The organism is Kutzneria sp. NPDC052558 (assembly GCF_044547355.1).
Lineage (GTDB): Bacteria > Actinomycetota > Actinomycetes > Mycobacteriales > Pseudonocardiaceae > Kutzneria.
The window spans coordinates 23,925-46,849 of sequence record NZ_JBIUAG010000032.1 but is presented as its reverse complement, the minus strand read 5'-3'; the positions used below and the strand labels follow the sequence as shown (position 1 = coordinate 46,849).

19 protein-coding genes are annotated in these 22,925 nt (G+C 71.3%); 13 read left to right on the top strand and 6 right to left on the bottom strand.

Annotation, left to right across the window (positions count from 1 at the left end; genetic code table 11):
- The first annotated feature begins 54 nt into the window (after positions 1 to 54).
- The 6 genes from ACIG5F_RS39175 to ACIG5F_RS39150 all read left to right on the top strand — a co-directional run bounded on the left by ACIG5F_RS39175 (position 55) and on the right by ACIG5F_RS39150 (position 7,906).
- On the top strand, positions 55 to 2,814 hold the full coding sequence (locus ACIG5F_RS39175; protein WP_396525124.1) for a BTAD domain-containing putative transcriptional regulator: 2,760 nt from the start codon (positions 55 to 57) through the stop codon (positions 2,812 to 2,814).
- A gap of 88 nt (positions 2,815 to 2,902) precedes the next feature.
- Positions 2,903 to 3,880, top strand: coding sequence for a hypothetical protein (locus tag ACIG5F_RS39170; RefSeq protein WP_396525123.1), 978 nt, complete (start codon positions 2,903 to 2,905; stop codon positions 3,878 to 3,880).
- A gap of 214 nt (positions 3,881 to 4,094) precedes the next feature.
- The gene (locus ACIG5F_RS39165; RefSeq protein ID WP_396525122.1) at positions 4,095 to 4,640 is read left to right on the top strand and encodes a hypothetical protein; all 546 of its coding nucleotides are present in this window, start codon (positions 4,095 to 4,097) and stop codon (positions 4,638 to 4,640) included.
- Positions 4,637 to 5,236, top strand: a complete 600-nt coding sequence (locus ACIG5F_RS39160) for a hypothetical protein (protein WP_396525121.1) — start codon at positions 4,637 to 4,639, stop codon at positions 5,234 to 5,236. Before ACIG5F_RS39165 ends, ACIG5F_RS39160 begins: the two co-directional genes overlap by 4 nt.
- A gap of 2 nt (positions 5,237 to 5,238) precedes the next feature.
- Positions 5,239 to 6,447, top strand: coding sequence for an AAA family ATPase (locus tag ACIG5F_RS39155; protein WP_396525120.1), 1,209 nt, complete (start codon positions 5,239 to 5,241; stop codon positions 6,445 to 6,447).
- Between the two features lie 235 nt (positions 6,448 to 6,682).
- Positions 6,683 to 7,906, top strand: a complete 1,224-nt coding sequence (locus ACIG5F_RS39150; RefSeq protein WP_396525119.1) for an MFS transporter — start codon at positions 6,683 to 6,685, stop codon at positions 7,904 to 7,906.
- Here the strand turns inward: ACIG5F_RS39150 and ACIG5F_RS39145 are convergent.
- Entirely contained in the window at positions 7,848 to 8,546 is a 699-nt protein-coding gene (locus tag ACIG5F_RS39145) for a TetR/AcrR family transcriptional regulator (RefSeq protein ID WP_396525118.1), read from the bottom strand. The two genes, ACIG5F_RS39150 and ACIG5F_RS39145, sit on opposite strands and share 59 nt — an antisense overlap.
- 93 nt (positions 8,547 to 8,639) lie before the next feature.
- Between ACIG5F_RS39145 and ACIG5F_RS39140 the strand changes: the two genes are divergently transcribed.
- The 3 genes from ACIG5F_RS39140 to ACIG5F_RS39130 are packed head-to-tail and all read left to right on the top strand — an operon-like array spanning position 8,640 to position 12,681.
- Entirely contained in the window at positions 8,640 to 10,127 is a 1,488-nt protein-coding gene (locus tag ACIG5F_RS39140) for an FAD-dependent monooxygenase (RefSeq protein WP_396525117.1), read from the top strand.
- Positions 10,128 to 10,129: 2 nt separating this feature from the next.
- The gene (locus ACIG5F_RS39135) at positions 10,130 to 11,314 is read left to right on the top strand and encodes an alpha-hydroxy-acid oxidizing protein (protein ID WP_396525116.1); all 1,185 of its coding nucleotides are present in this window, start codon (positions 10,130 to 10,132) and stop codon (positions 11,312 to 11,314) included.
- A gap of 5 nt (positions 11,315 to 11,319) precedes the next feature.
- Complete coding sequence (locus ACIG5F_RS39130; protein WP_396525115.1) at positions 11,320 to 12,681, top strand: FAD-binding oxidoreductase; 1,362 nt, start codon at positions 11,320 to 11,322, stop codon at positions 12,679 to 12,681.
- Positions 12,682 to 12,857: 176 nt separating this feature from the next.
- On the opposite strand, the gene ACIG5F_RS39125 is transcribed toward ACIG5F_RS39130, so the two are convergent.
- The 4 genes from ACIG5F_RS39125 to hrpA all read right to left on the bottom strand — a co-directional run bounded on the left by ACIG5F_RS39125 (position 12,858) and on the right by hrpA (position 18,170).
- Positions 12,858 to 13,253, bottom strand: coding sequence for a hypothetical protein (locus ACIG5F_RS39125; protein ID WP_396525114.1), 396 nt, complete (start codon positions 13,251 to 13,253; stop codon positions 12,858 to 12,860).
- A gap of 81 nt (positions 13,254 to 13,334) precedes the next feature.
- Positions 13,335 to 13,691 (bottom strand): hypothetical protein, encoded by a 357-nt coding sequence (locus ACIG5F_RS39120; RefSeq protein WP_396525113.1) that lies wholly within the window; start codon positions 13,689 to 13,691, stop codon positions 13,335 to 13,337.
- A complete protein-coding gene (locus tag ACIG5F_RS39115; protein WP_396525112.1) occupies positions 13,684 to 14,175 on the bottom strand; it encodes a SigE family RNA polymerase sigma factor in 492 nt (163 codons plus the stop codon). The genes ACIG5F_RS39120 and ACIG5F_RS39115 overlap by 8 nt, the downstream gene beginning before the upstream one ends.
- A gap of 113 nt (positions 14,176 to 14,288) precedes the next feature.
- A complete protein-coding gene (gene hrpA, locus ACIG5F_RS39110; protein WP_396525111.1) occupies positions 14,289 to 18,170 on the bottom strand; it encodes an ATP-dependent RNA helicase HrpA in 3,882 nt (1,293 codons plus the stop codon).
- Positions 18,171 to 18,295: 125 nt separating this feature from the next.
- Between hrpA and ACIG5F_RS39105 the strand changes: the two genes are divergently transcribed.
- On the top strand, positions 18,296 to 19,060 hold the full coding sequence (locus ACIG5F_RS39105; RefSeq protein WP_396525110.1) for a hypothetical protein: 765 nt from the start codon (positions 18,296 to 18,298) through the stop codon (positions 19,058 to 19,060).
- Here ACIG5F_RS39105 and ACIG5F_RS39100 read toward each other — a convergent pair.
- Positions 19,057 to 19,980: a TIGR01777 family oxidoreductase gene (locus ACIG5F_RS39100; protein WP_396525109.1), complete on the bottom strand. Its 924-nt coding sequence runs from the start codon at positions 19,978 to 19,980 to the stop codon at positions 19,057 to 19,059. The genes ACIG5F_RS39105 and ACIG5F_RS39100 overlap by 4 nt on opposite strands.
- A gap of 235 nt (positions 19,981 to 20,215) precedes the next feature.
- On the opposite strand from ACIG5F_RS39100, the gene ACIG5F_RS39095 reads away from it, so the two are divergent.
- The 3 genes from ACIG5F_RS39095 to ACIG5F_RS39085 all read left to right on the top strand — a co-directional run bounded on the left by ACIG5F_RS39095 (position 20,216) and on the right by ACIG5F_RS39085 (position 22,815).
- Positions 20,216 to 21,094, top strand: coding sequence for a hypothetical protein (locus ACIG5F_RS39095; protein ID WP_396525108.1), 879 nt, complete (start codon positions 20,216 to 20,218; stop codon positions 21,092 to 21,094).
- A 72-nt stretch (positions 21,095 to 21,166) separates the two neighbouring features.
- Positions 21,167 to 21,937, top strand: a complete 771-nt coding sequence (locus tag ACIG5F_RS39090) for a TIGR02452 family protein (RefSeq protein WP_396525107.1) — start codon at positions 21,167 to 21,169, stop codon at positions 21,935 to 21,937.
- On the top strand, positions 21,934 to 22,815 hold the full coding sequence (locus tag ACIG5F_RS39085) for a phosphotransferase family protein (RefSeq protein WP_396525106.1): 882 nt from the start codon (positions 21,934 to 21,936) through the stop codon (positions 22,813 to 22,815). The genes ACIG5F_RS39090 and ACIG5F_RS39085 overlap by 4 nt, the downstream gene beginning before the upstream one ends.
- The last annotated feature ends 110 nt before the right edge of the window (positions 22,816 to 22,925 follow it).

Genomic DNA, 22,925 nt, shown 5'->3' with positions numbered 1-22,925 from the left:
TGTCACCATGCTCTGGACGTCATCTGGACGTCGCCGCCTCGGGGGAGGTCGATCATGGCCGACGCCGCGCCGGACACCCTCGCCGTCCGGCTGCTCGGGCCGCCCCGCGCCACTCTCGACGGCCACGAGCTGCCGTTGGGCTCGCCCCGGCAGCGGGCCCTGTTCGCGGTGCTGGCCATGCGGGCCAACGAGGTCGTGTACACCGAGGAGCTGATCGACTCGGTGTGGGGCGAGCAGCTGCCCGGCGGCCCGACCGGCGGCGTGCACACCTACGTCGCCCGCCTGCGCCGTGTGCTGGAACCCGGGCGCACCAGGCGTTCTCCCGGCCGGATCCTGGAATCGCACCGCGCCGGCTACCGGTTGAACATGCCGGCCGACGGTGTCGACGTCGTGCAGTTCGAGCGGCGCCGTGAGCGCGGCCGCCGGGCCTGGCGGGACGGCGACCTCGGCGCGGCCGAGTCGGCCTTCACGGCGGCGTTGGCCCTGTTCGACGGCATGGTGCTGGGCGGGGTGCCCGGGCCGTTCGCCGAGAGCCAGCGCGACCAGCTCACCGAGCAGCGGCTGGCAGTGGTCGAGGATCGGATCGATGTGCTGCTGGCCCAGCTCCGGCCGGTCGAGGCCGGCGACGAGTTGGTGACGTTGACCCGGGATCACCCGCTGCGCGAGCGGCCGTGGGCCCAGCTGATGCTGGCCCTGTACCGGCAGGGCCGGCAGGCCGACGCGCTGTCGGCGTTCGACCGGGCGCGGGCGATCTGCGCCGAGGAGCTGGGGCTGGATCCGAGCCCGGTGCTGGCCGAGCTGCGCCAACGCATCGTGGTCGGCGATCCGGCGCTGCTCGCACCGCCCGCCGCGAGCCGACTCCCGGTGCGCTGCACGCTGCCCCGGGACAGCGAGGATTTCACCGGCCGGCGCCGGGAAGCCGCCGCCATTCGGGCGCTGGCCGGCCGCCGGCTGGTGTGTGTGCTCGACGGCATGGCCGGCGTGGGCAAGACGACCCTGGCCGTGCGGCTGGCCCACGGCCTGCGCGAACGCTATCCCGACGCCCAGCTCTACCTCGACCTGCACGGCTACGCCAGCGGCACGCGGCCGCTGGATCCGGCCGCCGCGCTGGACAAGTTGTTGCGGGTGCTGGATGTTCCGGCCGCCGAGATCCCGGCCGAGCTCGACGACCGGGCCGCGCTGTGGCGGGCCCGGCTGGCCGAGCGCAAGGCGCTGGTGGTGCTGGACAACGCCGTCGACGCGGCCCAGGTCCGCCCGCTGCTGCCCGGCTCGCCCGACGCCTTGGCCCTGGTCACCTCCCGGCGACGGTTGTCCGGTTTGGACGGCGCCGAGTTCGTCACGCTGGACGTCCTGCCCCGCACGGACGCGGTCACCCTGTTCGGCGCGATCGCCGGCCCTTCGAGACCGGCGGCCGAACCCGACGTGACGGAGAAAGTCGTCACGCTGTGCGGTTTCCTGCCGCTGGCGGTGCAGATCGCGGCGGCGAAGCTCCGGCACCGGCCGTCGTGGTCGGTGAGCCACCTGCTCGCCCGTCTCGACGACGAGCGGCATCGGCTGTCCGAGCTGACCGCCGACGACCGCAGCGTCGCCGCCGCCTTCGCGCTGTCCTACCGCTCGCTTCAGCCGCAGTGCCAACGGGTTTTCCGCCTGCTGAGCCTGTTTCCCGGCCCGGAGTTCGCCCTGCCGGCGGCGTCCGCGCTGGCCGGCCTGGACCGGCGGGACACCGACCTCGCGCTCCAGAACCTGCTCGACGCCCACCTGCTCGACGAGCCGCAGCCGGACCGCTTCCGTCTGCACGACCTGCTCGCGGTGTTCTCCGCTCGCCAGTGCCAGGACGAGGACAGCGACGGCGATCGCCGGGCCGCGCGCACCCGTCTGTTCGAGCATTATCTGTACACAGTGGACAGTGCCGACAACTTCCTTCGCCCGCAACGCATCGACCGCGTTCCCGGGCCGGTCGCCCCACGCCACGCCGACCGGGATCAAGCGCTGGACTGGCTGGACGCCGAGCGGGGCAATCTCGTGCCGATCGTCCGCGCCGCCGCCGAGCACGGTTTTCCCCGCCATGCCTGGCAGACCGCCCGCTTCCTGTGGGGGTTCTACGAGACCAGGGGCCATTGGGCCGACTGGACCGCCACCCACGAGCTCGCCCTGGGCTGCGCCCGCCAGGACGGCGACCTGCTGGCCGAGGCCCGGCTGCTGGTCGGACTGGGGGCCGTCGAACACCATTGCGGCCGCTATGACCGTGCTGTGGAGCGGTATCTGGCCGCCCTGCCGCTCATGCGGGAAGCCGGTTTCCCGGCCGGCGTCGCCGGCGTGCTGAACAATCTCGGGGCCAGCCACCGCCGGGCCGGCCGGCTCGACGACGCCATCGCCTGCCACGAGCAGTCCCTGACGATCTTCGGCGAGACCGGTGACCAGCGCGGGATCGCCTTCGTGCTGGCCAATCTCGGTGAGCTGTACGTGGATGCCGGACGGTTGACCGAGAGCGCCGACTGCCTGCACCGGGCCCTGGCGATGTTCCGGGAGTCCGGATCCCGGCGGCTGGAGGGCGCGGTGCTGGGGACCCTGGCCCGTGGCCACCTGGCCCAGAACCACGTGGACGAGGCCCTGGTCTACGGCGCCGACGCCCTGGCCGCCGCCCGCGACACCGGCGACCGCAACGGCGAGGCCGTCGGCCTGGACTGCCTGGGCCGCATCCACCATCGCGCCGGCCGGACCGCGGATGCCTTGCGGCACTGGCGGGACGCCCTCGTCATCGCCGAGGACATCGGCTCCCCCTTGGTCGAGGAGTTGCGGGCCCGGCTCGCCTGAGGCGTGTCATCGCACGTACAGAAGGAATTCAGACCGGTTGGGCCTACTGGCTCCGGCTCATGCGGAACCGACCGGAAGCAGGACACATATGCGCTTTCGACCACGCACGCTCATCGCGGTGCTCACGGTCGCCATCGCGGCCGCGCTGCTGGGCACCGCCCCGGCCGCCACGGCCGGCCAGGTGGGGCATCCCCACCAGCACGGGCGCAACGACGTCTACATCATGGACGACGACAGCCCGCTCGACACCGGCGACACCCCCAGCCCCGGCGACATCTACCACAGCCCCGACATCTGGGTCTGCGACACTCCGGTGATCTGTCCGTCGCCCGGCGTGAATCCCATTGCCGGGCAGGACAACTACGTCGTCGTGCAGCTGCACGAGTACGGCCCCGGACCGGTGACCGGCAAGCTCAACCTGTACTACACCAACCCGAGCGGCGGCACGATCTGGCCGATCGACTGGATCCAGTTCAACTCCGCCGCGCTGACCGTGCCTGGCGGCGGCATGCTCGTGGAGCTGAAGTGGCCCAAGGTGCCCGGGCCGGGGCACTTCTGCCTGCTGGCCCGCTGGGTCTCCGCCGCCGATCCGATGACCGATCCCGAGACGCCCGACACCGCGTTCAACACCCGGTGGAACAACAACATCGCCTGGCACAACGTGGACATCGTGTCGCTGTTGGTGGGCAAGCCGGACACCCGCCAGTTCCGGCTCGGCAATCCGCTGGACGGCGTGTCCCGCAGCAGCCTGGTGATCACCGCCCCGGACAAGCCGTTCGTCGGGCCCGGCGACCTGACCGTCGACCTCGGCCCGACGCTGTACGAACGCTGGAAAGCCAACGGTGCGGCCGGATCCGGCATCGAGCAGTCCGGCCCGACCCAGCTGCGCATCGTCGACCCCAGGAAGGCCTCGATCGACAACCTCGCCCTCGATCCGGGCGAGCACGCCACCGTCACCCTCACGTTCCTGGCCGAACAACCCGGGGCGTCGACGGTCGTGGTCGACCAGTTCGATCCCAACTACGGCGATCTCGGCGGCGTCCGCTACGACATCACCGTCACCTGACGCTCACGCCAGGGGTGCGGTCGCGACGACCGCACCCCTGGACGTGTTTACGCCGGGTCAGTGAGCACGCTGGTCGCTTCGGGTGAATCCGGTGGGCCGACCGGCAACACGGTCGTGCCCGCCGCCGATGAGGGGATGCGCGATTCGTCCCCTTAGACCAGTACGGCGACTCGATCCGGACGCCGTGGCGGCGCGTGGACCGGGAAGGAGAACGATGTCGGTCGTCCAGGTGATGAGCCTGACCGTCACCCAGGTTGACGTGCTCTACGTGTCGCAGCAGATCAAACGCGATCTCGGGGCCATGCAGGCGAGCTATCCCAGCATCGTCGACTGGAAGCGGATCAACGAGCTCGACCTGTCGTTCAGCACCTTCCTGATCAACGACGCCGTGACCACCATCGGACTGTCCATAGCGGACCCGCAGCAGGGAAACCTGGTGTACCACGAGCTGCGCTACGCCATCTCCTACACCGGCGACGGCGGCCGGGTGGGGCTGGGCGGCCGCGCCATCACGCCGGTGGCGGTGCCGGCCAGCGCCCGGCTCACCGCCTGGGTGCACTGGAGCCAGCGGATGCGCAACCTGCCGCTGGACAAGCAGCGCCAGATCATCCAGGGCACCCGGTGGGGCCTGCCGCGCCCGCCGGGCCAGCCCGGCGGTTTCGTCGGCCGGTACACCGGCGGGCAGCACACGGCGTACAGCACGTACGCCTCCGGGCCACTGGTGGCCGAGGCTGAGGAGTTCAGGCGGATGAGCCGATGACCACCCTGACCCTGGACGTGGCGCTGGCCGGGCGCGGCCCGATGTCGATGGCGCTGCCGGCGCGGGACGTGATCTCCACCAACCTGGTGGTCTCCGAGACCGATGCCAGCCTGCCCACGCTGACCTCGGTGGAGCGGATCAACGGGCGGATCAGCGACTTCGGCATCGTGCTGAGCGACCGGGGCCAGCTCGACCAGCTGGCCCGCGTGGTCAACGTGCACTATCTGAGCACGCCGCCGGCCAACTGGGTCGACACCACCGTGGCGCTGTCCGGGCGCCTGGTCGACAACGAGCCGGACTGGCAGGCCCTGCAAGCGGTTCGGGCGGTGCGCGCGCCCACCCTGCACGCCGCCGACTCGCTGCTGCGCGCCGCGTCCAGCGGCGACCGGCTGGCCCGGCGGCCGGTGGAGACCAAGCTCGTCGACTCGATCACCAGTGCCGTGCGCGCCGAGAAGCCGCTCTGGCAGCGCAACGGGGCCAAGATCGCCCTCTACATCGGCAAGACCCTGCTCGATCTGATCATCACCCAGCTGATCGGCGTGCCGCTGGTGGACATCCTCCGCCACGCGGTCGCCGGGATCGGACCGGTCGCCTGACCATGTTCAACGCCAACAAGTCCGCGATCCAGACCCTGGGCTTCCGGCTGCGCGGCGCCGAACCGGTCGCCCCGGCCGAGCTGCGCGAGGCGATCCGCCGGCAGCTGGACGGCATCCCGATCGAGGCGTCCGCGATCGGCACCACGCTGAAGGTGCCGCTCCCGTCCGGCGGCACGGCCGAGGTGGTGCTCGTCGCCGTGTCGGCGCCGGGCCAGGTCGGCAAGGCGACGGTCATCGAGGTCGACGACATCGCGTCGCCGGCCGCGTCGCCGTCGCAGGTGCCGAGCGCGATCAGCGAGGACCTGAAGCACTACCTGTCCGCCGCCTACATCGCGTCCTGCCGGGACACCAAGGGCATCGAGCAGGCGGAGCGGCGGCTCGGGCGACTGCACGGGGTGCCGGTGACCGACGTGCTCGGCGACGTGGTCACCCGGCTGCGTGGCGACGACTGGTTCCGGGCGTGGGCGGCCAAGCACTACGGAAAGTCCACTGTGGACACACTGCGGGCGGTGCGGGAGAGCACCTCGCTGATCCTGCTGCACGGCGACCCGGGCACCGGCAAGTCGGCGCTGATGCACGGCATCGCGCCGGCCTGCGCCCGCGCGCTCGGGCAGGACACCTTGTTCGTGCAGCTCAACGAAAGGCTGCGCGGACAGGGCATCCAGGGCCGCGCCGGCAGCGAGCTGGTCAACGTCATCGAGACGATCTACCAGGTCGCCGCCCGGCACGGGCTGCCGACCATCGTGTTCCTCGACGAGGCCGACGCCGTGGCCAGCTCCCGCGGCACCGACGACATCGGCTCCGGCGCCCAGGAGAACGTCGCCATCGTGGACGGCCTGATCGTGGCGCTCGACCGGGCCAGCATGCGGTCCGGCGCAAGGCTGGCCTTCGTGATGGCCACCAACCTGGTGGACCGGATCGACCCGGCGGTGCTGCGGCGGGCCGCGGTGTACGAGTTCGACCGGCCGACCGAGGCCGCTCGGCTACGGATCCTCACCGACCTGCTGGGCGACGTGTTCGCCGAGTCGTCACTGCGCCGCGTGCACAAGGCCCTGGGTCGGCCGCAGCGCCCCCTGACTGCGGCCGACATCGTGAACCAGGTGGTGACCCGGGCCGTGCGCGAGGCCGTCGTGCGGGACCAGCCGGTGTCGCTCGACCGCTTGGTGGAGTTGGCCGAGGCAGCCGTCGCCAGCTCGCCCGTGCGGTCCTAGTTGCCCACGCCGCGCGAGGGAGCCCCCTGATAACTCGTGGACGTCCCCGCCCCGTCCACCTATGCTGGCCGTCGACTGAGATCGACTTCTGCCCGGTGATGGAGCCGGCGTGGGGTGCGTGTCCCTACCTCATGCCACTTGTGGACGGTTCCCGGCGATGACCGCGGGTCGGTGAATCCGGACGCCGACGACCCCGTTGCGGTCGCGCCCCGCTTGGCCGCGACGGGACACGTCCATGCCTTCCTACCGCTGCCTGCTCCGCACCCCTGGCGCCGCCGCGTTCTTCTTCTCCGCCGCCCTCGGCCGCGTCGGCATCGCCATGACCAGCCTCGGCCTGGTCTGGCTGGTGCATTCCCGCACCGACTCGTACACCACCGCCGGCCTCGTCACCGCCGGCTTCGCCATCGCCGAGGCCGTGGCCGGCCCCCAACTCGCCCGCCTGACCGACCGCTTCGGCCAGACCCGCGTGCTCCCCTTCGGCGTCTTGGCCCACGCCCTGGCCATCGCCACTCTGGTGACTCTGGTCGCCTTCCGCGCCCCCGACTGGCTCCTGACTTCCGCCGGCGTACTGGCCGGTGGCACCATCCCTCAACTCGGGGCCCTCTCCGCCGCCCGCTGGACCTTCCTCCTGCGCGACTCCCTCCCCTCTGCCTTCGCCTTGGAGGCCTTGGCCAACGAGCTGGCCTTCCTCGCCGGCCCCGCCCTCGTCAGCCTCCTCGGGTCCCTCGGCCACCCCTACGCCGGCGCCCTCTCGGCCGTCACCCTCGTCATCCTCGGCGGCCTGGTCTTCGCCGCCCAACGCCGCACCGCCCCTCCCCCTTCCTCGCCCCGCCTCGCCGGCCAGCGCCGCATTTCCGCTGCCCGTTCCTCTCCGTCCCTGCTACGGCCCAGTTTCGCGCTCCTTGCCGGCGTCAATCTGGCGCTGGGCGGGTTCTTCGGCTCGATGCCGCTCGCCCTCACCGCTTTTGTCCCCGCGCACAGCTCGGCCCTGCTGCTGGTCTCCAGCGCCGCCAGTCTTCTCGCCGGCTGGCTCTACGGCCTCCGCCGCTGGCGCTGGTCCCCCGGGGTCCAGCTGGCCTTCGCCGCCGCGCTCCTGCTGCTCGGCTCCGTGCCGCCCCTCTTCGCCCTTTCCCCTTCGGCGCTGGCCTTTTCCGTCCCGATCACCGGCTTCGCCGTCCCCCTGATCATCGTTCTCAGCTCGGTGCTCACCTCGGCCACCGTCCCCCGCGCCGTGCTCACCCAGGCCTTCGTCTGGCTCGGCTCTGCCAGCGCCGCCGGCTCCGCCGCCGCGTCCGCGCTCACCGGCTGGGCCGTGGACGCCTGGGGCCCCACCGCCGGCTTCCCCGTCGCCACCCTCTCGGCCTTGCTCCTGGTTTGTCTGGCCGGCCTCGGCCTCCGTCCTACTTCTCCCCCGACCGGGCCGCCAGCACCTCGATCCCGGCCAACACCAGATCGATAGCCGCCCCGAACCGGGCATCCGGCGACCCGGATCCCAGCAGCGGCCCCAAAGCCAACAACGCGGGGAAGCGATCGGCTGGCAAGGCAGCCATGTACTCCCCCAACTGCCGGGTGCGTTCGAGGATCTGGGCTTCGGAGAACTCCCCGCTGCGGATGGCGTCGGTCTCGACGGCGTAGGCGGTGCAGTAGAGGCTGAGGACGTCGAAGGCGACGGCGACGTGGGCGTCGGACAGACCCGAAGCGCGGAGTAGTTCCAGGAACACCTCAGCCTGCACAAAGGAAGCCTCGCCGGTGGGGACGATGGTGGCGAGGGCGACGCGGGCGATGCCGTTGTGGGCGGTGAGGGCCCGCACGGTGGCGAAGCACAGCTCACGGAGTTGTTCCGCCCAGCGCCCTGCCTCGACGACCGGGTGCGGGACCTGGGAGAGGACCCGTTCCACGAGCAGCTCCTGGAGCTCCTCCTTGTTGCTGACGTGGGCGTAGAGCGACGCCGCGCCGGTGCCGAGCTCGGTGGCGATGCGCCGCATGCTGAGGGCGGCCATGCCTTCCCGGTCGAGGATCTCGAGGGCGGTGTCGACGATCAGCTCGCGGCTGAGCTGCTGGCGCACGGGCTTGCGCCAAGGGGGTTCCGGAAGTGACACGAGACCACTCTAGTTGACACGAACAGCGTTCGCAGCTACAAACAGTGTACTCCATAACGAACGACGTTCGAAGGTCCAAGAGGGGGAGCGACGATGACGGTGTTGGTGGTGGGAGGCGGCTTGTCGGGGCTGTCGACGGCGATGTTCCTGGCCCTGCACGGGGCCCCGCCGGTGCTGATCGAGAGGCACCCGACGACCTCGGTGCACCCGAAGGCCAGGGGGCAGTTTCCGCACGTCATGGAGGCGCTGCGGGTGGCGGGGGTGGCGGAGCGGGTGACGGCGGCCTCGCCGCCGGACGGGCGGTTCCGGATCATCAGGGCGGTGAGCCTGAAGGGCCGCCTGCTGGAAGAGATCATGATCACGAACCCGGACTTCACCGCGCTCTCGCCGGCGGGGTGGGCGGGGCTGAGCCAGGAGCGGATGGAGCCGATCCTGGCCGACCGGGCCCGGGAGCTGGGGGCGGACCTGCGGTTCAGCACGGAGCTGCTGTCGTTGGCGCAGCACGAGAACGGCGTCACCGCACGGATCAAGGACCTCGAAACCGGTGAGGTGGAAGACAAGGAGTTCGACCACGTCGTCGCGGCGGACGGGCATCGCAGCCCGATCCGGCGGCAGCTGGGCATCGAGCTGGTGGGCCGGGGCTCGCTCGGGCGCGGGGTGGGCGCGCTGTTCGAGGCGGACCTGGACCTCGAACACGACGAATTCCTCTGCTACCTGGTCAATCCGGAACTGCCGGGCGGCGCCGGCGTGCTGGTCGGCACGGACGAGCCAGGCCGGTACGCGGTGGGCGTGGCGGACACCGGCGAGCCGGTCGACTGGGTGCGGGTCATCCGCACGGCGACGGGCATCCCGGACCTGGAGCCGAAGGTGATGACCCTGCCGGACAGCAGCTCGGAGACGGTGCACGGGGTGGCCGAGCGCTTCAGCGATGGCCGGATCCACCTGGTCGGGGACGCGGCCCGGCTGATGCCTCCGACGGGCGCCTTCGGCGGCAACACGGCGATCATGGACGGCTTCAGCCTGGCCTGGAAGCTGGCCATGGTCACGAAGAACCAGGCCGGGCCGGGGCTGCTGGCCAGTCACGACCCGGAGCGGCGGCCCTACTCCAAGATCCTGGCCGACCAGCAGTTCCTGCTGTTCACCCAGCGCGGCCGGCCGGGCCCGGTGGACGACCCGACGCTGCCGGAGCCGGTGGAGCCGGTGAGCGCCCTGTTCTTCGGCTACCGGCAGCTCGGCGGGGCGATCATCGCCGAGCCGGGCGACACGGGCGAGTTGTGGGAGGACCCCACGAAGCCGACCGGGAGGCCGGGGGTGCGAGCGCCGTATGTCAAGCTGCGCAACGGATCGACGACCGACCTGCTGGGCCGTGGCTTCGTTCTCCTGACCGGCAACCCAGCCTACAAAAGCACCAAGCTGCCGGTCGAGGTGCACGTGATCGACGAGCCGGAGTTCTGCCACAAGTACGGCATCACGCCCGAGGGGGCGACGCTGGTCCGGCCGGATTTCGTGATCGCCTGGCGCAGCAGGGGATTCGGCCCCGAGGAGCTGGAAAAGGCCTGGCACACGGTGCTTGACTGCTAGCCATGACGCGACGTGTGCCCCGCTGGCGGGAACTGCGGCCCCTGTTGCAGCCACGCGGCCTGGAGCTGGATCCCGTCAAGCGGGCGCACACGCTGCACGACCTGCGCCGAGCCGCCCGCGGCAGAGTGCCGAAGGCGGTGTTCGACTACGTGGAGGGTGGCGCGGACGAGGAGATCAGCCTGCGGCGCAACCGATCCGCGTTCGAACGGGTCGAGTTCAGCCCGCAGGTCCTGGTCGGCGGCGACGCCGACACCACAACAACGATCCTCGGCCGGCCGGCGGCTCTCCCGCTGATCCTCGCCCCGACCGGCTACACCCGGATGATGCACCACGTCGGCGAGCCGGCAGTGGCGAGCGCGGCAACGGAAGCCGGCATCCCGTACACACTGTCCACAATGGGCACGACCGCGCCGGAAGACCTGCGGGGCGACAACCTCTGGTTCCAGCTCTACGTCTGGCGGGACCGGGGATTCACCCTGGACCTGATCGAACGGGCCCGAACGGCCGGCTTCACGGCGTTGGTGCTGACGGTGGACACGCCGGTCCCGGGCAACCGGGTCCGGGACGTCCGCAACGGCCTGACGCTGCCGCCCCGGCTGAGCCTGCGGACCTTCGTCGACGGCGCGACCAAACCCCGCTGGTGGTGGAACATGCTCACCACCGAGCCGCTGCGCTTCGCCTCGATCGACGGCGACGGCTCGATGGCCCCCTCCGACGTCGGCGCGAAGATGTTCGACCGGAACCTCACCTGGGCGGATCTGGCCTGGCTGCGCGAGGTCTGGGCCGGCCCGCTGGTGGTCAAGGGCATCCAGAGCGTCCGGGACGCGCACAAGGCGGCCGAGTCGGGCGCCGACGCCCTGGTGCTGTCCAACCACGGCGGCCGGCAGCTGGACCGCGGCCCGGCCCCGCTGGAGCTGGTGCCGGCGGTGGCCGACGCGGTCGGCGACCGGATCGAGGTGTACGTCGACGGGGGCGTCAGAACCGGCGCGGACATCGCGGCGGCCGTCGGCCTTGGCGCGAAAGCGTGCCTGATCGGGCGGCCCTACCTGTACGGGCTGATGGCCGGCGGCCGGCCTGGGGTGGCCAAGGCGATCGCCATCCTGCACGAGGAGCTGACCCGCACGATGCGGCTGGTCGGGGCGGCCACAATCAAGGACCTCAACCGGTCCCTTGTACGACTACGGTGAAAGGCGTGCTGATCGACGACCTGCTCAAGGTGCTGCCGCCGGATCGTGTGGTGACTGACCCGGACGTGCTCGGCAGTTACGCCCACGACGAGGCGGAATGGGCCCCGCACACGCTGCCGGCGGCGATGGTGCGACCACGCGGCGCGCAGGACGTGCAAGCGGTGGTCCGACAGTGCGTCAAGCACAAGGCGCCGCTGGTCACGCGGGGCGCGGGCACCGGACTGTCGGGCGGGGCGAACGCGGTCGAGGGCTGCGTGCTGCTGGCGATGGACCAGCTGAACGCGATCAAGGAGATCGATCCGGTCGAGCGGCTGGCGGTGGTCGAGCCGGGCGTGGTCAACGACGACCTGCGGGCGGCCTGCGCCGAGCAGAACCTCTGGTACCCACCGGATCCGGCCAGTTCGCCGTGGTCGACGATCGGCGGCAACACGGCCACCAACGCCGGCGGCGTGTGCTGCGTGAAGTACGGCGTGACCCGCGACTACGTGCTGGGCATGGAGGTCGTGACCGGCACGGGCGAGATCGTCCGGCTGGGCCGCCGCACGCACAAGGGCGTCGCCGGCTACGACCTGACCGGGCTGATGGTCGGCTCCGAGGGCACGCTGGGCGTGATCACCGAGATCACCGTGCGGCTGCGGACAAAGCGGGCCCCGGAGCGCACGGTGGCCGGCTACTTCGACTCGATCGTCGCCGCCGGCGAGGCCGCGGCGGCGGTGGCGGCGGCCGGGGTGGTGCCCTCGGCGCTGGAGCTGGTCGACCGACACTGCCTGCGCGCGGTGGACGCGTGGAAGAACATGGGCCTGTCGGCCGAGGCGGACGTGGTGCTGCTGGGCCGCACCGACACGGCCGGCGAGGACGAGGCGGCGGCCATCCTGGCCTGTTTCGAGCAGGCCGGCGCGACCTGGGCCGCGATGTCCACCGACCAGGAGGAGGCCGACGCCCTGTTCTCGGCCCGCCGGCTGGCCTACCCGGCGCTGGAGCGCCTGGGGCCGGTGCTGACCGAGGACATCTGCGTGCCCACCAACAAGATCGCCGAGATGCTGGGCCGGATCGAGGCCACGGCCGAGCGGCACGACATCCTCATCGCCAACCTGGCCCACGTGGGCGACGGCAACCTGCATCCGCTGCTGATCACGCCGCTGGCCGACGAGGGCGCGCGGCGCCGGGCCGAGGCGGCGTTCACCGACATCATCAACGACGCGCTGGCGCTGGGTGGCACCGTGACCGCCGAGCACGGGGTGGGCCTGCTCAAGCGGGACGGGCTGGTCAAGGAGCTCAGCCCGGCGGTGCTGGACATGCACCGGGCGGTGAAGAACGCGCTCGATCCGCACGGAATCCTCAACCCAGGGAAGGTCTTCGCCTCGTGACCGGATCCGTGGCGAGGTCGCCGACGGCATCCACCGCTTCCTGTCCGTCCCCTCCGCGACCGCGCCCGACGGCGCGCCGCGCGAGCTGGCCACGGCGATGAACACGGCCTGGGTGCGGTTCGCCGAGACCGGCGACCCCGGTTGGGAAACCGGGGTCACCAAGGCCTTCGGCTAGATCAACGGCCGGGGGCCGGCGTCGACTGCGGCGGCGACCACGTGGTCGGCGGGTGGGCCGGCGTGGACTGCGGCGCGGACACGGTGGTCTGCGGGGCGGACTTCGTGGTCTCGGTCGGCGACGAGGTCGGCTGCGGGTACTTGGTGGTCACCGTGGTCTGCGGGGCCGACTTCGTCGTCTCGGTCGGCGACGAGGTCGGCGGGATGACCGTGGTCGGGATCGGCGACGTGGTGACGGTCGAGGTCACCGGGACGGGCTTGGAGGTCGTGGTCGGCGCCGGCGTGCCGCCTGCGGCCGAGGTCGCCGCCATGGCGACCGTGCCGGCCCCCAACACGCTGACGGCGACCGCCGTCGCGACGATGGTCCGGCGGGACCGCAGCACAGCGGGGATACGCATGAGGTGTCCTCTCGATGATCGGGTCTGACACCACTTCCATGCGGCCCGCGCCGGATCTGTTGCACCGACGGCGAAAAATGTTCAGCGCGAGGTGGTCGTCACCGAGTTCGTGGTCATCGGCGGGGTGCTCACCTGCGAATGCTTGGTGGTGCTCGTCGGCTCCGGCGATGTGGCCACCGGCGGCGACGTGACCTGCGGCGACGTGGTCACGGGGGCGGCCGGCGGCAGCTGCGTCGGCTGCGTCCCGCCGCGTTGCAGCAGCACCAGACTGACCACGACCACCGCCAGCACGGCGGCGGCGGTCAGGATCGGGGCGTAGCGGCGGATCGGGCGGCGGGCCTGCGCCCGGGCGCGGATCGCCGGCCCGGACAGGTGGGAGTGCACCCGGTCGGCGCGGGCCGCCAGCAGCCGCCGCAGCTCGTCCTCCTCGTCACTCATTACCCCTCCACGCACGCTCCGACTTCCCCAGGACAGCCCGCAGCGCCGCCAAACCCCGGCTCACGTGGGCCCGCACCGAAGCCTCGCGGACCCCCAGCAGCACGGCGATCTCCGCATCGGTGAGATCCTCGTAATAACGCAGCACCACCGCCGCCCGTTGCTGTCGGGGCAGTTTCCGCAGCTCAGCGGCCAGACGCTGATCGGGCTCGGACCAGCCCAGCTCGACCTGGCCCTCGGGGACCTCGGCCGTCGGCCGGATGTGCCGGGTGCTCCAGCGCCGCCGCCACGACAGGAACTCGTTGGTCACGGCCCGCCGCACGTAGGCGTAGCGGGACCCCTCCAGGGTCTCCCAGCGGGGGTAGACCCGGATCAGCACCTCCTGCACCAGGTCCTCGGCCTCGCCCTGGCCACCGGACAGCAGCGTGGCGTAGCGGACCAGCGCCTGCTGGTGGGAGTGCACGAAGTCATCGAAGGACTGGTCCATCGCCCGGCTAGACGCGCGACCCCGGGCAGGAGTTGCTCACAGACACGCCTCGCTTGCGCTCGGCGCGCCTGCGATCACATGCGCAGTGCTCGATGGTTCGCTCGCAAGCTCGCTCACAGCTCGTCCATCGCCTTGTAGATCCGCTTCTCGGACACCGGGTACGCGGTGCCCAGGGTCTGGGCGAAATAGCTGACCCGCAGCTCCTGGATCATCCAGCCGATGGTCCGCAGCGGCTTCTCCACCGGCTCGCCCGGCGGCACCGCGGCCAGCAGCGCCCGGTACTCGGCGGTGATCTCGGCGATCTCCTCGGTGCGCTGGATGTCGCGCTGGGGGTTCTCCGGCAGCTTGTCCAGCCGGCGTTGGATCGCCTTGAGATAGCGCTCCACGTCCGGCAGCCGCTGGTAGCCGGTCTCGGCGGCGAAATCGGCGTGCACGAGGGCCTTGAGCTGGGCCCGGATGTCGGCGACCGAGACGTCCGGGGCGAACTTGGCCGCCGCCAGCTGCCGCTCGGCGGCGTGGGCCTCGTTGAGCACCCGGCGGACCCGGTTGACCACGTCCAGGACCGTCTCGTTCAGGTCCTGTCGGGCCCGGACCAGCAGCTTCTCGAAGCCGGCCTGGTCGTACGCCGGCCCGCCGCCGTCGGCGACGAGCTTGTCGACCGCGGTGGCGACGCAGTCGGCCAGCAGGGCCGGCACGCCGCCGTGCGGATTGCGGCTCAGCGTCAGCTTCGCGTCGTTGCTCAGGCTGCGGACGATCAGCTTCACCGGGGACGGCAGCTGGAGCAGCAGCAGGCGCCGCGTGCCCAGCACCATGGCCGCCCGCTGTTGGGCGGCGCTGTCCAGCAGCTTCACGTCCACGTGGTCGCCGCGGTCGACCAGCGACGGGTAGGTGGTCACCTCGTAGCCGGTGACGGCCTGCCGGTGCGTGCGCGGCAGCGTGCCGAAGTCCCAGGTCTTGAGGCCGGTGCGCTCGATGTCGTTGGGGGCGGCCGACAACGCGGCCCGCATGGTGGCCCGCAGGTTCTCCTTGATGGCCGCCAGGTCCTTGCCCGCGGCCAGGGTCTGGTCCCGCTCGTCGACCACGTGGAAGGTGGTCTTGAGGTGCTCGGGCACCTGGTCCAGCTGCCAGGCCTCGCGCGGGATGGTCACGCCGGACAGGGTGCGCAGCTCGCGCTCCACCGACTCCAGCACGTGCTGGTCGTTCGGGCCCAGCCGATCGACCACGGCCTTGGCGAAGGTCGGGGCGGGCACGAAGTTGCGGCGGATCTGCTTGGGCAGCGACTTGATCAGCGCGGTCACCAGTTCCAGCCGCAGGCCGGGGATCTGCCAGGCCAGGCCGTCCCCGTCGACCTCGCCCAGCACCGGCAGCGGCACCCGCACGGTGACGCCGTCGTCGCGGCGGCCCGGCTCGAACCGGTAGGTCAGCGGCAGCTGCACGCCGCCCTGGGTCCAGTGGTCCGGGTAGTCGGCCTCGGTGATGCCGCCGGCGCTGTCGTTGACCAGCATCTCGGGATCGAAGGTCAGCAGGTCCGGCTGCTCGCGGCGGGTCTTCTTCCACCACGTGTCGAAGTGCCGCACCGACACCACTTCGGCGCCGACCCGCTTGTCGTAGAAGTCGAACAGGGTCTCGTCGTCGACCTTGATGTCGCGGCGGCGGACCCGGTCCTCCAGCTTCTCCACGTCGTCGAGCAGCTTGCGGTTGTGGTGGAAGAACTGGTGGTTCGTGCGCCACTCGCCGTCCACCAGGGCGTGCCGGATGAACAGCTCCCGGCTCACCTCGGGGTCGATGCGGCCGTAGTTGACCCGGCGCGCGGCCACGATCGGCAGGCCGTACAGGGTGACCTTCTCGGTGGCGATCACCGCGCCCTGCTTGGCTTCCCAGTGCGGCTCGCTGTAGTTGCGCTTGACCAGGTGCGCGCCCAGCTTCTCGGCCCACTCCGGCTCGATCTTGGCCACGGTCCGGGCCCACAGCCGGGAGGTCTCCACGAGTTCGGCGGCCATCACCCACTGCGGCTGCTGCCGGGACAGCGCCGAGCCCGGGAAGATCGCGAACTTCGCGCCGCGGGCCCCGAGATATTCGCTGGGCCCCTTGCGGGGCACGCCCTTGGTGATGACGTCCTTCATGCCGAGGTGGGACAGCAGGCCGGCCAGCAGGGACAGGTGGATGCCCCTGGTGTCGATCTCGCCGCCGTTGACCGAGACGCCCTGGCCCTTCACCACCTGGCGCAGCTGGGCGTAGATGTCCTGCCACTCGCGCACGCGCAGGTAGTTGAGGAACTCGGCCCGGCACATCTTGCGGAACTGGTTGGAGGACAGCTCCTTCTGCTGCTCCCGCAGGTAGTTCCAGAGGTTGAGGAAGCCGATGAAGTCGCTGTCGGGGTCGCGGAACCGGGCATGCTGCTGCTGGGCCTGCTCCTGCTGGTCGGTGGGGCGCTCGCGCGGGTCCTGAATGGACAGTGCGGCGGCGATCACCATGACCTCGCGCACGCAGCCGTTCTCCTCGGCCGCCACGACCATCCGGGCCAGCCGCGGGTCGACCGGCAGCTGGGAGAGGCGCCGGCCGATCGGCGTCAGCTTGTCCTTGTCGAGCGCGCCGAGCTCCTGGAGCAGGCCGATGCCGTCGTTGATGTTGCGGCGGTCCGGCGGGTCGATGAACGGGAACGCGGAGATGTCGCCCAGGCCGGCGGCGATCATCTGGAGGATGACCGAGGCCAGGTTGGTGCGCAGGATCTCGGCGTCGGTGAACTCCGGGCGGCTTTCGAAGTCCTCCTCGGAGTACAGCCGGACGCAGATGCCCTCGGAAACCCGGCCGCACCGGCCTTTGCGCTGGTTGGCCGAGGCCTGGGAGATCGGCTCGATCGGCAGCCGCTGGACCTTGAGACGGTGGCTGTAGCGGGAGATGCGGGCGTTGCCCGGGTCGATCACGTACTTGATGCCGGGCACGGTCAGCGAGGTCTCGGCGACGTTGGTGGACAACACGATGCGCCGGCCGGTGTGCCGCTGGAACACCCGGTGCTGCTCGCCGAAGGACAGTCTGGCGTACAGCGGCAGGATCTCGGTGTTCCGTAGGTCCTGTTTGGACAGTGCGTCGGCGGTGTCGCGGATCTCCCGCTCGCCGGACAGGAACACCAGGATGTCGCCGGGGCCCTCGGCCTGGAGCTCGTCCACCGCGTCGAGAATGGCCTGCACCTGGTCGCGGTCCGGGTCGGCGTCCGGGTCATCAGGGTCGATGATCGGGCGGTAGCGGGTCTCCACCGGGTAGGTGCGGCCGGAGACCTCGACGATCGGGGCGTCGCCGAAGTGCCGGGAGAAGCGCTCCGGGTCGATGGTGGCCGAGGTGATGATCACCTTGAGGTCGGGGCGGCGCGGCAGCAGCTGCTTGAGGTAGCCGAGGATGAAGTCGATGTTGAGGCTGCGCTCGTGGGCCTCGTCGATGATCAGCGTGTCGTAGCGGGACAGCAGCCGGTCGCTCTGGATCTCGGCCAGCAGGATGCCGTCGGTCATCAGCTTGACCAGCGTGTCCTCGCCGACCTGGTCGGTGAACCGGACCTTGTAGCCGACCACCTTGCCCAGCTCGGTGCGCAGCTCCTCGGCCACCCGCTCGGCCACCGTGCGGGCGGCCAGCCGGCGGGGCTGGGTGTGGCCGATCACACCGCGCAGGCCCCGGCCCAGCTCCAGGCAGATCTTGGGCAGCTGGGTGGTCTTGCCGGAGCCGGTCTCGCCGGCCACGATCACCACCTGGTTGTCCCGGATCACGTCGAGGATGTCCTGGCGGCGCTGGCTGACCGGCAGCTCCTCCGGGTAGCTGACGCGCGGCACCGCCGCCACCCGGGCGGCCAGCCGGGCCTGCGCGGCCAGCACCTCGTCGTCGATCCGCTCCAGCGCGGCGCGGCGTTTGGCCTCGTCACGGAGCTTGCGCGCGCCGTCGATGCGCCGACGCAGCCGATGCTCGTCGCGCAGCATCAGCTGGGGCAGGTCGATATGGGCAGCAGTCACCGGTGGCGATCCCAGATTGGTTCTCGTGTTTCGATCTCTCAGCGTAGCCACTCGCGGTTCGGGCACGCGCGTGGATTTCTTCCCCTCCCAGTCTAGGTGACCGGCGGGCCTGCCATGATCTGTCGGTGCCGCATCCCGACAGCACGCTGCTCCGCTCGCTGAACACGGCCATCGACGACGGCCTGCTCGCCGCGCTCGGCGAGGCCCGCCGCGTGTCGCTGGTGCACTTCCCCGACACATCCTCGCCCGGGGACCCCGCCCGCTGGCTCGGCCTGCGCATCGCGCTGCGGCGGCTGGGCGTGCGCGTGGCCTACCAGTGTCTGCCCGAGACCCTGTCGGCCGAGGCCGTGCAGGCCGGTGAGGGTCCGCTGCTGCTGTCCTGCCCGGTCGACGCCGCCGTGCTGGCCTCGGTCGACGTGCCCGTGGTGCCGCTGTTCGACCTCAAGATGCCGCCGCTGCCGCTGGCCCTGGGGGCGTTACCGCGGCTCGGCGCCGTGGACGTCGAAGTGCTCTGGCACGTGGACGGCCGGGCCCTGTCGTGGAGCTCCCCCGACCCCGGCCACAACCCCAAGCACGTCGTCGCCGCCCGAGCGCATGCCGAGCTCCGCTCGCGAGCCGCCCGCGACCCCGAGTTCGCCCGGCGCACCTGGCGGGCCCTGTCCGCGACCTTCGTGCCGCTGGCCAAGGCCCAGGTCCAGCACGCCCTCACCGTGCTCGGCGGCGGGCAGGTGCTCGTCACCGACGACCTGGACGCGCACCTGCTGGCCCTGCTGGCCGGCATCCCCCACGTCGTGCTCGGCGACCTGCCCGGCGGCGTGTCGGACAGCTCCCTCGTCCGCACCGCCCCCGACACCGACACCGCCGGCTCGCTTGCCCTGGAGCTGCTCTAGGTTCGGGCCACCAGGTCGAAGGCCGCCTCCGACCAGCGGGGGAAGTCGAAGCGGAAGCCGGCGTCCTGGAGCCGTCCCGGCACCACGCGCCGGCTCTTGAGCAGCAGTTCGGTGTCCGTACGCAGTGCGAACGCCCCGAGCTCGGCCATCCACCGGGTCGCCGGCAGCCCCGCCGGGACGCCGCAGGCCGCTCGCATCGTGGCCATGAATTCCTTGTGCGGCAACGGGTTCGGGGCCGCCAGGTTGACCGGGCCGTCGAGGTCCTCGCGTTCGAGCAGGAACAGCACGGCCCGGGCGAAGTCCTGCTCGTGGATCCAGGAGACGTGCTGCCGGCCGCCCGCCACCGCGCCGCCCAGGCCGTAGCGGGCCATCCTGCGCAGCACGTCGAACGCCCCGCCCCGGTCCGGGCTCATCACGATCGCCGTCCGCAGCGCCACCTTGCGGGTTGCCGGCGTGGCGGCCCTTTCCTGCGTCTGCTCCCATTTCCTGGCGATGCGGACGCTGTACTCCCAGTATCGCGGCACGCCCGGCTCGCCGCCGCCGATCACCCCGCCGGCCTCGTCGTTGGCCCGGTCGACGCTGTGGGCGTAGATCGTCGCCGTGCTCATCTGCAGCCACACCCTCGGCGGCCGCTCCGCCCGCCCGATCGCCTCCCCCACCACTCGGGTGGAGTCGATCCGGGAGTCCATCATCTCCCTGAGGTTCCCGGCCGTGTATCGGCAGCTCACGCTGCGTCCGGCCAGGTTCACCACCGCGTCCGCCCCGTCCAGCTCCCGGGCCCACGGCCCCAGGCTCCGGCCGTCCCACCGGACGCCTCCCCCGCCCCGGCTCAGCACCACCACCTCGTGCCCCGCCGCCCTGAGCTCACGGCTCAGCATCCTGCCGACATGGCCCGTCCCCCCGGGCAGCACAATCTTCACGAACCCAGACTACTCTAGTTGCAACTAGAACAGTCAGGGTTTTCATTCAGCCTGCCCGATCCCACCGAGCCTCGCGGACGGCGGTGACGGCGTCGCCGACGCGACCGTCAGCAACGGCTGAAAGTCGGCCGTTCTTCACTGTTGATTTTCTGGCGGCCGGACATCGCCCCGTGGAGGAATCCTCGACGGTAGCGTCGTTTTCCGTTCGTAACCCCTGCACGAACGGAAAACACCCATGCGAGCAAACACTCTTCGGCGCATCGGCGTCGCCATGGCCGCCGGCACCGCCATTGTGCTGATGGCCGCGCCGGCCGACGCGGCGCCGGCCACCGCGACGCCGACAGCGCCGGTCAGCCACCAGCAGGTGGCGGGCGCGCAAGCGGGCACGGCCGGCCTGAAGGACGGCTTCATCCAGGCGCACGCCAACATGTTGGGCCGGACGCTGGCGGGGCACGCGGCGCAGGCGACGATCCACCCGTCGGCCGGGACGGCGTTCCTCGACAAGGGCAACAACCAGGGGGCGTTCGCGGCCCAGAGCGTGACGACGGCGCTGCACCCGACCAACAGCGGCACCACGATCTACACGCCGACGCTGTTCCCGGCGGGCGGCTCGTGCATCGAGGTGACCACGGTCTACACGACCTCGGTGCAGGCGGTCGAGGCGTGGGACTGGTGCAACCACATCGACTTCGAGGCGTCGGTGCCGATCAACGCGTCGTTCGTGTCCAAGTACACCAGCGGCGGGGCGTACACGACGGAGATCCTCAAGACCGGCGCGAACACCTGGGTCGCCTATCTCTACAACTACTCGACCAAGGCGTACGACACGCTCTACACCTCGTCGGGCAACACACAGGTCGGCACCACGACGGGATGGGACGTCAACGAACTGTACTCCAGCGTTCAGAGCAACGGGCAGAGCTACGCCTGCACCGACATGGCCGGCAAGACGTTCTCGGCCAACAACATCCAGGTGAACCTGGGCGGCACCTGGACGGCGGCCTCGGCCAGCAACTCCGACACCCGCTACGACACGGGCAACGCGTCCTTCGACTGCCCCAGCCGCAGCTACCAGATGATCAGCCCGTACAGCCACTGGCAGGTCGTCGGCTGATCCGGCCCGGCCCGGCGCGACCCGTAAAACCGCAGGACACAGGGCGTGCCGGGCCGGCACAATACGGGGGAGATGAGCAGCAGACCTCGCGCGATCGCCACCGCCACGGTGGCCATCTGCGACCGCGGTCGGTACGACGCCGGGCACGGCCCGGTGCGGATCACCGTCGACGCCGCCAAGACCCGACTTCATACGCCGGACGAGCCCCTGGCCCTGCCCTCGCCGGGGGAAGCGCTCCCCCGGATCGACGTGACCGACGAGTCGACCCTGCAAGCCACCCGCCGCCTCGGCGGCGATGTCGCGGCGCTGGTGTTCGCCTCGGCCCGCAATCCCGGCGGCGGCTTCCTCAACGGGGCGCAGGCGCAGGAGGAGAGCATCGCCCGTGGCTCGGCGCTGTACCCGTATCTGTTGGCGGCCAAGGACTTCTACGCCCATCACCGGGCCGACCCCGACCTGGCCTACAGCGACCGGGTGATCTACTCCCCCGACGTCCCGGTGTTCCGCGACGACCGGGGCGACTTGCTCGACGCCCCGTACCACGTCTCGTTCCTGACGGCGGCGGCCCCGAACCGCTCGGCGATCCGCGGCAACCAGCCGGACCGGGCCGGCGACATCCCGGCGATCCTGTACCGGCGGGCGGCCCGGGTGTTGCGGGTCGCGGCCGCGCACGGCCACCGGCGGCTGGTGTTGGGGGCCTGGGGCTGCGGGGTGTTCGGCAACGAGCCGGCGGTCGTGGCCGAGGCGTTCAAGGCGGCGATCGACCGGAACCGCTTCTTCGACCACATCGTGTTCGCCGTTCTCGGCGCGCCGACCCTGGCCGTGTTCACCGAAGGGCTCCGATGAACGACATCGCCCGTCTGATCGCCGAGGCCGCGCTGGGCCGCGACCCGGGTCCGCTGGACCGGGCGAAGAGCCTGTCCCACCGGGTTTTCGTCGGCGCGGACGTGGTGGTGAAGCTGATCCACACGGACCGGCATTCCCGGCTGCGGCGGGAGATCGCGCTGGCCCCGCTGCTGCCCGCGGGGATCACGGCCCCGCTGCTGGCCAGCGGTCAGCACGAGGATCTGCGGTACGCGATCTACACCCGGGTCCCCGGCACCGCTCCCGGCCTGCACCTGCCCGACACCGACGCCACCACCGCGCGGAAGCTGGCCGAACAGGCCGTGGCACGGCTCGAACGCCTCCACAACTGGCAACCCGAGTCCACCGAGATCCTGACCGAGGAGCTCGACCACGGCGGCTTCACCGGCCGCGAGCCGTTCCTGGCCGAGATCGAACGCCTGGAGCAGGCCGACCGGGACAAGATCGTCCCGGCCCGGATCGTCAAGGGCCTCAAGGAGATCGCCGACCGCGCCCCGGCACGGGCGGCGGCGGCCGTCCCCGTGCACGCCGACTGCCACTGGGCCAACTGGCTGGCCGACGGCGACACCGTCACCGCCCTGCTGGACTTCGAGTGGGCCCGCCTGGCCGAGCCGTTCGAGGACTGGTTCTTCCTGATCCGCTTCAGCGGCCCGCACATGGCCGCCGTGCTCGACATCGTCACCGAACAGACCGGTCTACCCGCGGACGAGCTCCGCGCCGCCTGCGAGGTCCGCGACGCCAACTACGGGGCCACCGACGTGCGCCTTACCCTCGAAGGCGACCCCGACGCCGGCACCGGCACCCTCGCCGGCCTGGAGGAAATCGTCAACGGCTACTGGTGGTCGAGCAGCAGGGCGTAGACCATCACCCCCGCCCGCAGCCCTCTTCCTCTTCGGTCCCTTGATCATGGCGGCGATGTCATGAAGGGGCCCTTCCTGGCGTTGGGCGAGAGGAACGGTCCCTTGATCTT